Genomic DNA, 14,509 nt, shown 5'->3' with positions numbered 1-14,509 from the left:
TTGGATACCATGAAAAATCGCAGAGACTTTTTAAAAACGGGAGCGTTAGCCACTGCCGGCATGATGACTTTCCCTAACATTTCATTTGCCGGCGTGAAAGAATTTTCATCGAATAGACCGGGCTTTGCCTCGCGAAAATTCACGTCTGATATTGTAGAAGATGTCATCAAAACTTTCAAAGGAAAAACAGCTGATTCGGAATTGGCTTGGATGTTTGGGAATTGCTTCCCAAATACTTTGGATACAACTGTGCTTTCTCATACAGTAGGCAAGAAACCAGATACTTTTATTATCACAGGTGACATACCAGCTATGTGGTTGAGAGACTCAACGGCACAAGTTTGGCCTTATATGCCTTTGATTAATGAAGACAAAAAGCTAAAGACGTTGATTTTAGGCTTGATCAACAGGCAGACTGCATGTATTTTGATCGATCCATATGCTAATGCTTTTAACAAGGGAGCAGAGGGTAGTCACTGGGAATCTGATATCACTGATATGAAGCCAGAGCTTCATGAAAGAAAGTGGGAAATTGATTCGCTTTGCTATGCGGTGAGGCTCGCTTATAATTATTGGAAAATATCCGGAGACACCAGTGCTTTTGACAAGGATTATAAAACGGCAATGGGATTGATTCTTAGAACGTTTAAAGAGCAACAAAGAAAAGATGGTGTTGGTCCTTATACTTTTATGAGAAATACTTCAAAATACGAGGATAATGTCCCTTTGTATGGAGCTGGTAATCCAGTGAAGCCTGTTGGTTTGATAGCCTCGATATTTAGACCATCTGATGACTCAACAGTATTTCCGTTTTTAGTGCCTTCCAATTATTTCGCTGTTGTTTCATTAAGGCAAATGGCTGAAATCAGCAATGGAATATATGATGACAGGGATTTTGCACTGGCTTGCAATGAAATGGCAGATGAAGTTGACAAAGCCTTGAAAGTTTATGCAAGAGCGGATATGGGAGATTTAGGCACTGTGATACCTTTCGAAGTTGATGGCTTTGGAAACAGACTAATGATTGATGATGCGAATATCCCGAGTTTATTGTCGCTTCCTTATTTGGATGCCATGGATAAAGAAGAAAAGGTCTATCAAGACACTCGTTCATATATCTTAAGCGAGAATAACCCGTTTTTCTTCAAAAGCGATATTGCCGAAGGCATTGGAGGTCCTCACATCGGAATGAATTATATCTGGCCGATGTCGATCATTATGAGAGCGATGACTAGCGATGATGAAAAAGAGATCGCTTTCTGCTTGAATATGCTTAAGAAAACACATGCGGGCACTGGGTTTATGCACGAGTCGTTCCATAAAGATGATCCTGCAAATTATACAAGATCTTGGTTCGCTTGGGTAAATACTTTATTTGGCGAATTGGTTTGGAAGCTTTATAATAATAAACCGCAAATTGTAAGCGCGTAAAATATTGGAAGCTGCTGAGTGTATTCAGCAGCTTTTTTATTAAAAATATTATCTATGCTCATTATTTAATATTTATAAATAATAACTTGCTATTTCATCTTAACCCTTATCAGATTTGTTATGTTGAAAGATAAATTTTTTGCAAAAATATGGAGCTTAATAGCTGTCTTGAGCTTATTGAGTGTTCAAAGCGCGGTGTTTGGACAAGTTTCCGAGGATGATTGTCGTCGCGCAGAGTCATTTCTGTGGGAGAATATCGCCCAAAAGAAAGTTTACAATTTATGGATGACTTCAGGCTTTGCCAAGGATAGCAGCGGTTTATGGTATTTGGAGCGATCACCAAAGGCAAAGACATTTGAATGGGTTGATTTTAAGACAGGCGAAAGCAAGCGTTTGTTTGATCATGATATCTTAGCTGATAAATTGGCTGAAAAGACTGGCAATGAGGTAAAAGCGAATAAATTGCCATTTAACAAGGTTGAGATTATTTCGAATAATGAGTTTTCTTTTTCAGTAAAAGGAGAAAAGTACCAGTATAATCATATTACTGGAGAGTTAATCGAGAAAAGTGAAGACTCGGAAGAATCCTCTAGCGAGGGAATTTTATCTCCCGATGGCAAATGGGAAGCATTTTCAAAAGAGTACAATCTTTATATCCGGTCAGTGGAATCCGAAGAGGAATTTCAGTTAACTTTTGATGGAAAGAAAGGCTATGAATATGCAACGTATTATGGTTGGTATGATTTGATGAAGGGAGAAGGAGGGAAGCGATCTTCGAGGTTTTATGTTGACTGGTCTCCTGATTCAAAGTATTTGCAAGCAGATCTTTGTGACATGAGATCCGCTCGCAAGATGTATCTGCTTGACTATAGTCAAGACACATTGTACAGGCCGGAGTTGTATTCGTATTTCAGAGGAAGCCCCGGAGACACCTCAATGGTTGAAATGACACCGTACTTTTTTGATGTAGAAAAAAGAAAAGCATTGCCGATTGAGTTGGAAAAAAGAACACACATTAATAATTATTGGATTCAATGGCTGGAAGAGTCGAATAATGCTTTAGTGCTTGATAGAAAAAGAGGCTTTAAGAGTTTCTCGTATTCTTTGATTGATTTGAGTTCTGGAATTGTCAAAGAGCTTTACGGAGAAATTTCCGATACAAATATTCCGGAAGGGATGGAAATGATTGTTTTTGAGGATAAAAACAAATTTGTGTTCTTTTCTGAAAAGTCGGGATGGCAGCACCTGTATAGTTATGACTTAAAATCAGGTAAAATAAAGGCTTTGACTCAAGGAGATTTCAAAGTTCATAAAGTTTTGAAAGCGGATAAAGAAACAGGTAAGATTTTCATGCTTGCCAGCAGCCCTGAAAAAGACGCCAATCCTTATCACAGACAATTATGTCATGTGAATATCAATGGAGGTAAAATTAAATGGTTGACAGATTATAAGTTCAATCATGATGTGAAACTTTCACCAGATAATAGATACTTTATCGACGCTTTATCAACGGTCGAGACCCCAACAGAATATGTGCTTCGCGATACTAAGTCGGGAAAGAAGATTGTTGATTTGGCGGTTACAGACATTTCAAAATTGGAAGCCAAAGGCTGGAAAGCTCCTGAATCTTTTACCGCAGTGGCAAGAGATGGGAAGACAACGATTTATGGAGCCGTTTGGAAGCCTTCGAATTTTGATCCGAACAAGAAGTACCCTGTGATTGACCATACGTATTCGGGCCCCCATACTCAAATGTACCCAAGAAATTTCCAGCGAGCGTTTTGGGGAGAGCAAGCTTTGGCTGAGTTAGGATTTTTGGTAGTGAAAATCGACGGAATGGGAACAAATGACAGGTCAAAAGCTTTTCATGATGTTTCGTATCTCAACATGGGAGAGAACCTATTGGATCATAAATTGGCTATAGAGCAATTAGCGGAGAAAAATGAATGGGTAGATGTAGACCGAGTGGGTGTTTATGGGCATTCCGCTGGAGGGTATGATGCGACGCATGCCATGTTGGCTTATCCGGATTTTTTCAAAGCGGCTGTCTCAAGTTCTGCTGATCATGATTTCAGAATGGAAAAAGCTTGGTGGCCTGAGATGTATATGGGGTGGCCGGTTGAAGATTCGGTTTATAATGCTATTTCGAATGTTACCATGGCTGAAAACCTGAAAGGAAAACTTATGCTTGTGCACGGGGGTATGGATGAGAATGTGAATCCTTCGGCTACTTTCAAACTTGCGGAAGCATTGATTAGAGCTGACAAGGATTTTGATCTTTTGATTATGCCGAGCCAAGACCATAGTTATGATGATTATCACTCCAAATATTTTAGAAAAAGGCTTTGGGCATTCTTCGTTAAAAATTTGAAAGGGGAGAAATTCCCATGGAATTACGGCGAAAAGGAAATCGCTCAATAATCTTTTTCAGTAGAACTTTATGATTTTTCTTACTTCGAAATAATAAGAGAAAAATCTGATTATAACAAGTGATAAAGCCATGCGACTCTCGTATGGCTTTTTTATGTTCATTTTATTACATCCTAAATTTTTATTATTAGGAAAAAAAATTGGATTACGAAACTAAGTGACATGGATATTGTTATTAAGGTAAATAGATTGAGAATGATACAATAAATTGAATATAAGATATTTACCATTTTCATGTGTGTAGTTTTGTTTGTTTGTTTTTTTAGTTTAAGTTGCCCTCAGCTCAAAAGGAGTTGAGGGTTTTTTTTTATAGCCCTCAGTTATTGGCTTTATGGCTTTTTTATTTACTCATATCACTTTATTTTTGTTTAATACCATTCATATACACTTCGCATGGCCAATAAAATTCAATACGATTATAAACCAGAGCATCTGAATATTTCCGAGCCTAACAAATACAAGGAATCGGATTTGAAATCAGAGCAAATGCTATTGAATATCGGACCTCAGCACCCTTCCACACATGGAGTTTTAAGGTTGGAGGTAATTACCGATGGAGAAATAGTGGTGGATGTCATTCCCCACATGGGCTATTTGCATAGATGTTTTGAAAAGCATGCTGAGTCATTGATGTATAATCAGATTATTCCATATGTTGACCGAATGGACTATTTGGCGGCTATGAATTCTGAGCATGTGTATTGCATGGGCGTTGAGAAAATGCTTGGAATTACTGACAAGATTCCCAAGCGAGTGGAATACATAAGAGTGCTTGTCTCGGAGCTTAATCGTCTAGCTTCGCATTTTTTGGCGATTGGAACATTTGGTTTGGATATCGGAGCTACAACGCCATTTTTATGGCTGATGAGAGACCGAGAACACATCTTGAGGTTATTGGAATGGGCTAGCGGAGCGAGAATGCTTTACAATTATATCTGGATAGGGGGCTTGTATTACGACTTGCCTGTTGGCTTTGAGGAAAGGTGCTTGGAGTTTATCAATTACTTGAAGCCAAAGCTTCGTGAATATGAAGGCTTACTTTTGGAAAATAAGATTTTTGTCGAGCGAACTGCCAAAGTTGGCGTCTTGCCTTTGGATCTTGCTGTTAATTATGGAATAACGGGACCGATGTTGAGAGGTTCTGGACTTAAATACGACTTGAGAAGAGTAGATGGTTACAGTGTGTACCCTGAATTGGATTTTGATGTGCCTATCGGCAAGGGAGAGATGGGAACCACAGGTGACTGCTGGGATAGAACTTATGTGAGAGCTCGAGAATGCTGGGAATCCGTGAAGATAATGGAGCAATGCTTGGAGCGCTTAACTACTGATTTGAAAAGAGACAAGAGTTTTGACCCTCAAGCGGCGGTTCCTAAGAGAGTAAGACCTAAAAAGCAGGATATTTACTTTCGCGGCGAAACAGCTAAAGGGGAATTGGGCTTTTTTATGAGAGCAGATGGCAGAAGCGACAAGCCGCTTCGTTGCAAGGTTAGATCTTCTTGTTTTGTGAACCTTTCGGTATTAAGCGAAATTTCAAAAGGCTGCATGATAGCCGATCTTATCGCCATAGTAGGCTCTATTGACTTCGTAATGGGTGAAGTGGATAGGTAGTATGTGATTTATTGCTGAATGCTTGGTACATCAAATGGTTTTTTGGTTGTTATTATTAATAATGTTAAATAAATTTTCCAGAGCATCGTTTATCGAGAGAGTTTAGTTGAATTGAGCTTTTCGATGAATTATGAAGAAAAAATTATTTGATGTATTAACAATAGGCGGTGCAACTTTCGCAATGTTCTTTGGTGCCGGAAACCTTCTTTTCCCTCCATCTGTAGGAGCGAACTTGGGAGAGCAATGGGAAATGGGCGCTTTTGGATTTTGCATAACTTCCTTGGGTTTGTCATTTTTGGCAATTTTGGGGGTTATTATTTCTGGAAAAGATTTTTCAGGAATAGCGGATAAAGTTGGCAAAAGATTCAGCTTGCTGTTGGCAACAACAGTTATATTGCTTATTGGGCCTTTTTTAGCTATACCGAGAACAGCTGCCACTACTTTTGAAATTGGTGTTCAGCCTTTAACTTCTTCTGTCGAGGGATGGTGGATAAGCATTATTTATTTCGGTTTGGTGGTTTTCTTTTGTATCAACCCGAAAAATATCATCGATAAGATCGGAAAGTTCTTGACGCCTTTTTTGGTGGTTTCGTTATTGTTGATCATCGGAAAAGCATTTATTTCATCAGAACCAATATCAAGCGATATTGCCGCTTCAGAAGCATTCCTTACTGGATTTAAAGAAGGATACCAAACACTTGACGCTATGGCGGGAATCGTTTTCACGACGATTATTATTTCCGCGCTTAGAAGCAAAGGCTATGTTTCCAATCAAATGAAATTTAAAATGACATTGTTCTCAGGAGGACTGGCTATTGGCTTGTTGGCTTTTGTTTATTGGGGCTTGAGTTTCTATGGAGCATCATTTGATTTGTCTAGTAATCCGGAAACAAGTCGTGCCGATATACTAGTTACTTTGGTCAACAGTTCTTTAGGAAGAACAGGTTTGTATATATTCGCCATAGCAGTATCCGCAGCATGTTTTACTACGGCAATTGGATTGACTTCGACCGTGTGTTTGTTTTTCAGTAAAATGTTTAATGGTAAAGTGAGCTACAAATTGCTTGTGGTGGTTGTCTCAGTGCTTGGAGCGATATTGTCCGTTACGGGAGTTGATAATATCGTGATGTTTTCAGGTCCTGTGCTGGAGTTGCTGTATCCTACTATTATAGTTTTGATTTTTCTTAATTTATTTGGCGATAAAGTGCCTGCGAATATTCACAAAGGAATGGTAACGAGCACGTTATTGTTTAGCGTGGTTCTTATGTTCGAGAACTTGTCCGGAGTGACGACGATGTTTTCTTCCGTCCATGAAAACTTGCCTTTCGCTGAGATTGGTTTGTCATGGTTAGTGCCGGCTTTTGTTGGAGGATTGGCAGGGGTTTTGCTTTCCAAGCTTAGGCTATTTAGAGTGCAATAATGTAAATGTTTATTCGGAAAATTATTAAATATAAATTAATGATTTGCCTAACATGACATTTGCTAAATCGTATAAATTAATGAAGTTCGCCAATACTTGATACTGGCGAATTTTTTCTTTTTAACCACAATTTTGAGTCATGGACAATCAAAGCAATAATCAATCAGGAGTTAATGTTCTTTTTCTTGGCAACAATCCTGCTGAGATGAGCGATGTGTATGAGCAATTTCATAATTATCGATTTGAGGACAAAAAATACCACATGGAAGTGAGTTTTGATGTCAAGGATAGTTTGAAGAAACTTGTCAAGTTCGATTATGATTGCATATTGTTGTCTGATACGCTCAATATCAAGGAGATTAAAAGGTTTTTGAAGGTAATGAGAAGGAAAAATAGGATTAAGCATTTGCCTATTACTCTTCTTAAAACTGATAATAGATTTTCTGTATCAAATAGTGGAATTTATGAGTTTTTATTGAAGTCAAGTTTGACACCTAAAAGACTTTCGAGGGCGATTTTGAGGGCTATGGTTTCCGCAAAAAAGTATGCTCAAACAAGAAATTAAAGACAAAATCGCCTTATTTTTACGTTGATATTAATAATCGACGTTGAGAAAGGTATGGGTAAAGATCAAAGCGAAACTTTAGAAAAAGTAAATTGCTACCACTGCGGAAGCGAATGCGCAGAAGAACACATTTTTTTTGATGATAAGGATTTTTGCTGCCAAGGTTGTCAGACGGTCTACGATATCTTAAGGCAAAATGACATGTGCGATTATTATGACTTGGAGTCCAGTCCGGGAACTACGCTTTCCAATACTGACTTCAAGGATAAATTCGCCTATCTGGATAATGATCAAATTCAAGAAAAGCTCTTGGATTTCAATTCTCCGAATATTTCCAGAGTAACTCTATACATACCTGTCATACATTGTAGCTCTTGTATTTGGTTGCTTGAGAACATTTATAAGTTTAGGGATGGAATTAGCCAAAGCAGGGTTAATTTCGTCAAAAAACAAGTAACTATCCAGTTTGACCCATCGGTTATTACTCTGAGAGAAGTCGTGGAAGCGTTGGCTTCGATAGGCTATGAACCTTATATTAGTTTAGAAGAAGAGAAAAAGGAAAAGAGAAAAAGCGGGAATACTCATTTATACCTTAAGATTGGAGTTGCTGCTTTTTGTTTTGGCAATATAATGTTGCTGAGTTTTCCTGAGTATCTGGGGTTTGAAGAGATGTTTTCGGAGTTTCAACGTTTTTTCTCATATCTGAATATTGTGCTTTCCCTCCCTGTAATGTTTTATTGCAGCTTGGATTATTTTACATCAGCATGGAATGGCCTCAAGGAAAAGTTCGTGAACATAGACGTGCCAATTGCTTTGGGAATTATTGTCTTATTCTTTCGAAGCTTGTATGAAGTTCTCGCCGAGACAGGGCCTGGGTATTTTGACTCCTTGGCTGGTTTGCTATTCTTTTTGTTAGTAGGAAGGTGGTTTCAAAGCATATCGTATGATAGCTTGTCATTTGAAAGGGATTATAAATCTTATTTTCCATTGGCGATTAACAGAGTTAGAGATGGCGTAACAGAAGCTGTTCCTGTTAACCAGTTGGAGGTCAATGACGAGATTATTGTTCGTAATCAAGAAATAATACCAGCAGACAGTGTGTTGTTGAGTGATAAAGCCAATATCGATTATAGCTTTGTGACTGGAGAGTCCGAACCGGTTGAGAAGGTATGCAAAGACTATATATATGCGGGTGGAAGGCAAGTTGGCGAAAGCGTTCGTTTATTGGTGCAAAAGCCAGTTTCTCAAAGTTATCTGACTCAATTATGGAACAATGAAATATTTGAGAAAGAGAAAGTTTCTTCAAAGGATCAGATGATCAATGTGATTAGCAAGTATTTCACATTTATCGTTTTGTTTATAGCTTTTGCTTCGGCAGCTTATTGGTATTTTGTGGATAAATCGCATATGCTTAATGCTTTTACTGCTGTATTAATAATTGCATGCCCTTGCGCCTTGACGCTGGCCACTCCTTTCACTTTAGGCAGTGTGTTGAGAGTGTTTGGAAGGAATAAGCTCTATGTTAAAAATGCCAGTTTGGTTGAGCATATGGCCAAAATCAGCCATATGGTATTTGATAAGACTGGAACCTTGACTCATGCTGATCAAAATCAAGTAAGCTATTCCGGGGAGCATTTGCAAGAGTCTATAAAATTGAACATTGCAAGTATCGTTGCGCATTCAACACATCCGCTTAGCAGGCATGTATTTGATTACCTTAGCATAGATCGCTCTGACTTGTTAAAGCTGGATTATTACGAAGAAATAGAGGGTAAAGGAATAGTGGCTTCAGTTGGTGGTTTGACTTACAAAATCGGTAGTTTGAAGTTTGCTTCTTCAGATAAAGTGGAAGAAAACCTAGAGCGATCCTCAGTGCATATTTCCGGGAATGACAATTATTTGGGTAGATTTGATATAGCTAATGAATATCGAAATGGTCTTGATAAATTGATATCCAGATTAACAAGACGCTTTTCATTGTCATTGCTTTCAGGCGATAAGGCTTCTGAAAAAGCTGCTTTGGAAAAGATATTTCCCTCAGGGACAAATATCCTGTTTAATCAAAGCCCTCACGATAAGCTTTCTTATATTAAAGATTTACAATCTCAAGGCAACAAGGTGATGATGCTGGGAGATGGCCTTAATGATGCAGGGGCTTTAAAACAAAGCGATATAGGCATTGCAGTGACGGATGATATAGGGTCGTTTACTCCCGCCAGCGATGCAATATTGGATGCTAAAGAACTTTCTAAGCTTCATAGTTTTCTAAAGTTCGCATTGTATGCTCAGAAAGTAATAATAGCTTGCTTTATCTTATCGTTTTTATATAATATTACGGGCTTGTCTTTGGCTGTGACAGGAAATTTACAACCTGTATATGCGGCTATATTGATGCCTTTGAGTAGTATTTCCGTAGTGGCTTTGGCGACTATTTCAGTGAATATTAAAGCTAAACTTCAAAAGTTGTTGTAGTAATGTCGGTTATATTTATCTTAATTATCTTTAGTGTTACCGTTGCTATTGGTTTTCTAATCGCTTTCTTTTGGGCGGTAAGGTCAGGCCAGTATGAGGATACTTATTCTCCGTCGGTGAGAATATTATTCGACGATAAGGTTAAAAAAAGCGCTAAAAAGGATCAAATTGAGGAAAAATTGGAAAAAAAGAAATCTTAATAGCTTTTTTTGTGTTACAAAGGGTAGTTAGGTCCATTTTGTAGATTATGGTGAAAAAGCTACTATTGATTTTCCTTTTTGGTTTTCATTTGACGAATGTCGTGCTCGCTCAAGAAACTGCTCAATCCAAGGAAGTTTCATTGGATACAGTGGATATTGACAAGTATAAGCTTGATTCGATGTATCAAGCGTATAAACTGATAAAACAAAAGCACGAAATAGAGATGCTCAAGAAAAATGAAGAGCTTCAAAGTCATATCATCGTAAAGAAAAGCTATCAAGTGACATTGCTGGGTATTAGCATTGTCTTTTTGATGCTCATGATATTTTTCTTTATCAAGCAGTCCCGCAAAAAAGAGCTGAATAATAAAATTCTAGATCAAAAGAACAAGTTGCTTGAAACTCAGAGAAAAATTCTTGAAGAAAAGCAATATTATCTCGACCAGAAGAATGCGGAGCTTCAGAGTGTTAATGATGCATTGAAAGAGAAAAGCGAAGAAAAGTCCGCGATAGTTAGAGTAGTAGCTCACGATCTTAAATCTCCACTTGGGAATATCATGGGATTGGTTGATTTAATTGCTTTGAACTCATCTATTGATGAAGAGTCTAAGGGCTATGTCGATCTGATTAAAAAAATCATAGAAGACACGGATGATTTGATTCAAAAGATGTTGGATATTAGCGCTATCGAATCAGGAAGGGCCAATTTCGAACGCAAAGAGTTTGATTTGAATGAGTTGGTAGAAAGCGCTGTAGAGCAATTTCAGCAAAGCGCCAATCAGAAAAGAATAACATTGAAGGTTTTTAGGTCGAATGAGGGGCTTGATGGCCGCATACATTCGGATCCTTCCTACATTAGGCAAGTGATTAATAATCTTATTTCCAATGCGATAAAGTTTTCGCCATTTGACACGCAGGTGTGCGTGTGTTTGGATAGGCATGATTCAAGCTTTACCGTAAGTGTCAAGGATGAAGGCCCCGGAATTTCTGAAGAAGAGCAGAAGCAGTTGTTCAAAAAGTTTACGAAATTGTCAAATCAACCAACGAATCAAGAAAAAAGCACAGGACTTGGATTGTCTATTGTAAAAGCTATACTTGAGAAACTTGATGGTGAAATTGAAGTAGAAAGCATAGTGGGTAAGGGAAGCAGCTTTACGATCAAGCTGCCTCTTTGATTGTTTTCTGAATTAACTAGGCTTGTATTTAGACTTCTTGAACATGCTCGGCGCGTCCATATGCTCCATCATTTTGCTTAGCGACTCTGGTGATTCATTGGTGTAATTCTGAATGATTTTCCAACCAATGAAATGGCCAATTCTTCCCGGGCATTTAGGGCCAATTTCCAGTGTTTTTGGACGTTCATTGATAAATCGGCCTTTATCCACATGGCTGGTTGAATACAGCATTTCATTTTCGATAATATTAGCCCAGATAATGTGTTGATTTTCTTCAGCTCCTTGTATATCTTGAGCAGTATAACCTAATATAACAGAGTCAGGAGTGCATGGAAGTATCTCTTTGGCGAATTGGTACGACTTCCCATAATAGATCATCTCGGCTAACAGAGTCTTGTCATTAAGGTTAGATGCGTTAAATTTGTTGGAAATAAGCAAAACGATACTAGGCACGATATATTCCCTCTGAAAACGCTTTAATACGTATTTAGGCAAACCAATAGGTTTGTATTTCGCATTTTCTCCAATATAATAATCCAATCCGATGACTATCAATGAGTCGGAAATGAACAAGTCCTTTCCTAGGCCTGACACAACAGTTTTAACCGTCGGAGCCTCAAATTGAGGATAATTGTATTTGATCATTTTAAAAGCTTCTTCAAGCTCAGACTTTAAATCTATAACATCGGTAACATATTGTTTAGCTTCTTGATGAAGCGTGTCAATGTGCGGATTGCTGAAAAGCTCGGAAACGCCCACGTTGAAATCATTTGTCGAGTTGTATTCGGCTCTGTTCAAGAATTCTTGAGCGATAATCGGATGTTGTTTTGCAAAACTATCGACTTGAGATGAATCACTTAGTTTCATCATTTGATCTTCCAATGCTATGAAGTTCAATTTTATGTCAATGTTGGATAAGTCAGGTTTGTTTTCACATGGAGAACCCTTGTCGCATGATTGAAGTGTGATAATGCATAAGGCAAGCCAAAGAAACAGTTTAGTATTTAGTGTGTATTTGCTATTTGTCATATTGAATTCGTGTCGTTATTTGCTGGTTATTATGAACCTTATCTTTGTTAAACTATGGAAGACATTAGCTTAAATGCTTAAAATGAAGCATTTAAGCATTGGAGTGTATCTAAGAAATTTTAGAATGTCTATTCTTTTAAAGAAAGCTATTTATGTTCAAATTGTCAAGAGAATATAAGGTTGGGGTGAGTTATTATTAAGAAAATCGGACTTAAATTTTAAGCATAAAAAAACCGCCATCTTGAAAGAGGCGGTTTTGAATATATTTTTATTTTGGATTCTATCCATTCATAGACATAAGGAACTCGTCGTTGTCTTTTGTTCCTTTCATTTTTGTTAATAGGAACTCCATTGCTTCTTGGGAGTTCATATCCGACATGAATTTTCTCAAGATCCATACTCTCTGAAGCGTCTCTCTGTCCATAAGCAGATCCTCTCGACGAGTGCCTGACGTAGGAACGTCGATAGCCGGATAAACACGCTTGTTCGATAGTTTTCTATCAAGTTGAAGTTCCATGTTACCAGTACCTTTGAATTCTTCAAAGATTACTTCATCCATTTTAGAGCCAGTCTCGATCAATGCTGTAGCGATGATCGTAAGAGATCCGCCTTCTTCAACATTTCTAGCAGCTCCGAAGAATCTTTTTGGCTTATGAAGCGCGTTTGCGTCAACACCACCTGATAATATCTTTCCAGACGAAGGCTCAACAGTATTGTAAGCTCTCGCTAGTCTTGTGATCGAATCAAGAAGAATTACAACATCATGTCCGCACTCAACCATTCTTTTGGCTTTCTCAAGCACCATGCTGGATACTTTCACATGCCTGTCTGCTTGCTCGTCAAATGTTGAGGAAACAACCTCGGCATTAACGCTTCTTGCCATATCTGTAACCTCCTCAGGACGCTCATCGATCAACAAGATCATTAGATAAACTTCCGGGTGGTTTTTAGCAATTGCGTTGGCGATTTCTTTAAGAAGGACCGTTTTACCAGTTTTTGGCTGTGCCACGATCATACCTCTTTGTCCTTTACCGATCGGAGCGAACAAGTCGAGTATTCTTGTTGAATAATTGCTTGGCTTGTCGGAAAGGTTAAGTTTTTCATTTGGAAACAAAGGAGTCAAAAACTCGAAAGGAATTCTATCTCGAATCTCTTCGGTTGTTTTTCCGTTGACTTTTTCCACTTTAAGAAGCGCGAAATATTTTTCTCCTTCTTTAGGCGGTCTTATAGACCCTTGTACAACATCTCCTGTTTTTAGGCCAAATAGTTTGATTTGTGATGGGCTAACGTATATATCATCAGGACTCGCAAGGTAATTATAGTCTGAAGATCTTAAGAATCCATATCCATCCTGCATGATTTCCAAAGCACCTTCATTGGAAATTAGCCCGTCGAATTCTTTCATAGTAGCGAAAACATTCGACTTCTTGCCATGAACTCTTTCTCTTCTATCAGGCTTGTCGTAATGATCTTGCTTTTTATAATTTGTGTTGGGCGCTGGAGCGGATTCTTGAGGAGTTTCTTGGCTTGCGTTGCTATCTGAAGCATTTTCTGCAGCTTCATTTTTTTTGCGAGTTGGAGCAGGCTTGGAAGCCTTTTCTTTTGGACCGTTTTCTACTTCATCTTTGAACATGTCAAGCAAATGCTCTGTGTTTTTTGCTTTGCTGCGAGTTCTCTCCGCTCTTTCAGGTCTTTCAGGCCTTTCGCCTTTTTCAATTTTTTCAGTTTTTTCTACTTTTTCAGCTTTAGCTTCGATGTTTTCCTTCTGTGGCCTTGGCTTTGCTGAAGAAGCGCCTTCGTTTTTAGCTACGTTTTCCCTTTTTGGAATAACTCTTTTTCTTGTAGGGATAGCTTCGGCTTTTTTCTCGGTATTATCGTTGTTGTCTTTCGTTTCTTTCGCCGGAGTGTTGGCTTTGGCGTTTTTGGCGGGCTTTTCTGATGCTTTCTTTGCTGGTGCTGGCTTGGCTTTAGTCTCTTTGCTTGGCAAGGCAGATTCAGGAGTGATAGCTTGTTGGTCTAATATTTTGTAAATAAGCTCTTTTTTGGGTAATCTTTTATAATTTTTAACCCCAAGCTCCTCCGCAATTTCTTTCAATTCAGAAACGAGTTTGACATTTAGTTCCTCGATATTGTACATAAAGATATGATTTGTAGGCCGAGCGTTGCGTCAGCCGGA

10 protein-coding genes are annotated in these 14,509 nt (G+C 38.3%); 8 read left to right on the top strand and 2 right to left on the bottom strand.

Features of this window, described 5'->3' with window-relative positions:
* Nucleotides 1-9 precede the first annotated feature (9 nt).
* The 8 genes from AABK36_RS18825 to AABK36_RS18790 all read left to right on the top strand — a co-directional run bounded on the left by AABK36_RS18825 (nt 10) and on the right by AABK36_RS18790 (nt 11,304).
* Nucleotides 10-1,431: a glycoside hydrolase family 125 protein gene (locus AABK36_RS18825; RefSeq protein WP_309936696.1), complete on the top strand. Its 1,422-nt coding sequence runs from the start codon at nt 10-12 to the stop codon at nt 1,429-1,431.
* Between the two features lie 120 nt (nt 1,432-1,551).
* On the top strand, nt 1,552-3,852 hold the full coding sequence (locus AABK36_RS18820; RefSeq protein WP_309936695.1) for a S9 family peptidase: 2,301 nt from the start codon (nt 1,552-1,554) through the stop codon (nt 3,850-3,852).
* A gap of 402 nt (nt 3,853-4,254) precedes the next feature.
* Nucleotides 4,255-5,472: an NADH-quinone oxidoreductase subunit D gene (locus AABK36_RS18815; RefSeq protein ID WP_309936694.1), complete on the top strand. Its 1,218-nt coding sequence runs from the start codon at nt 4,255-4,257 to the stop codon at nt 5,470-5,472.
* 130 nt (nt 5,473-5,602) lie between these two features.
* On the top strand, nt 5,603-6,892 hold the full coding sequence (gene brnQ / locus AABK36_RS18810; protein WP_309936693.1) for a branched-chain amino acid transport system II carrier protein: 1,290 nt from the start codon (nt 5,603-5,605) through the stop codon (nt 6,890-6,892).
* Nucleotides 6,893-7,031: 139 nt separating this feature from the next.
* Nucleotides 7,032-7,457 carry a hypothetical protein gene (locus tag AABK36_RS18805; protein WP_309936692.1) on the top strand — a complete coding sequence of 142 codons (426 nt, stop codon included), beginning with the start codon at nt 7,032-7,034 and terminating at the stop codon, nt 7,455-7,457.
* A gap of 54 nt (nt 7,458-7,511) precedes the next feature.
* On the top strand, nt 7,512-9,929 hold the full coding sequence (locus AABK36_RS18800; protein WP_309936691.1) for a heavy metal translocating P-type ATPase: 2,418 nt from the start codon (nt 7,512-7,514) through the stop codon (nt 9,927-9,929).
* Nucleotides 9,930-9,931: 2 nt separating this feature from the next.
* Nucleotides 9,932-10,129 carry a cbb3-type cytochrome oxidase assembly protein CcoS gene (gene ccoS / locus AABK36_RS18795; protein WP_309936689.1) on the top strand — a complete coding sequence of 66 codons (198 nt, stop codon included), beginning with the start codon at nt 9,932-9,934 and terminating at the stop codon, nt 10,127-10,129.
* A gap of 47 nt (nt 10,130-10,176) precedes the next feature.
* The gene (locus tag AABK36_RS18790; protein ID WP_309936688.1) at nt 10,177-11,304 is read left to right on the top strand and encodes a sensor histidine kinase; all 1,128 of its coding nucleotides are present in this window, start codon (nt 10,177-10,179) and stop codon (nt 11,302-11,304) included.
* 12 nt (nt 11,305-11,316) lie between these two features.
* On the opposite strand, the gene gldB is transcribed toward AABK36_RS18790, so the two are convergent.
* The gene (gene gldB / locus AABK36_RS18785) at nt 11,317-12,333 is read right to left on the bottom strand and encodes a gliding motility lipoprotein GldB (protein ID WP_309936687.1); all 1,017 of its coding nucleotides are present in this window, start codon (nt 12,331-12,333) and stop codon (nt 11,317-11,319) included.
* 280 nt (nt 12,334-12,613) lie between these two features.
* Nucleotides 12,614-14,470 (bottom strand): transcription termination factor Rho, encoded by a 1,857-nt coding sequence (rho, locus tag AABK36_RS18780; RefSeq protein ID WP_309936686.1) that lies wholly within the window; start codon nt 14,468-14,470, stop codon nt 12,614-12,616.
* Nucleotides 14,471-14,509: the final 39 nt, after the last annotated feature.

Source organism: Aureibacter tunicatorum, assembly GCF_036492635.1.
GTDB lineage: Bacteria > Bacteroidota > Bacteroidia > Cytophagales > Cyclobacteriaceae > Aureibacter > Aureibacter tunicatorum.
Note: the sequence above shows the minus strand (reverse complement) of the source record. Positions and strands in the feature narration are given on the sequence as shown.

Coding starts and splice junctions, on each gene's coding strand:
- AABK36_RS18815 (WP_309936694.1), top strand. CDS start 4,255: ATGGCCAATAAAATTCAATACGATTATAAACCAGAGCATCTGAATATT.
- AABK36_RS18790 (WP_309936688.1), top strand. CDS start 10,177: ATGGTGAAAAAGCTACTATTGATTTTCCTTTTTGGTTTTCATTTGACG.
- AABK36_RS18820 (WP_309936695.1), top strand. CDS start 1,552: ATGTTGAAAGATAAATTTTTTGCAAAAATATGGAGCTTAATAGCTGTC.
- ccoS (WP_309936689.1), top strand. CDS start 9,932: ATGTCGGTTATATTTATCTTAATTATCTTTAGTGTTACCGTTGCTATT.
- brnQ (WP_309936693.1), top strand. CDS start 5,603: ATGAAGAAAAAATTATTTGATGTATTAACAATAGGCGGTGCAACTTTC.
- gldB (WP_309936687.1), bottom strand. CDS start 12,333: ATGACAAATAGCAAATACACACTAAATACTAAACTGTTTCTTTGGCTT.
- AABK36_RS18805 (WP_309936692.1), top strand. CDS start 7,032: ATGGACAATCAAAGCAATAATCAATCAGGAGTTAATGTTCTTTTTCTT.
- rho (WP_309936686.1), bottom strand. CDS start 14,470: ATGTACAATATCGAGGAACTAAATGTCAAACTCGTTTCTGAATTGAAA.
- AABK36_RS18800 (WP_309936691.1), top strand. CDS start 7,512: ATGGGTAAAGATCAAAGCGAAACTTTAGAAAAAGTAAATTGCTACCAC.
- AABK36_RS18825 (WP_309936696.1), top strand. CDS start 10: ATGAAAAATCGCAGAGACTTTTTAAAAACGGGAGCGTTAGCCACTGCC.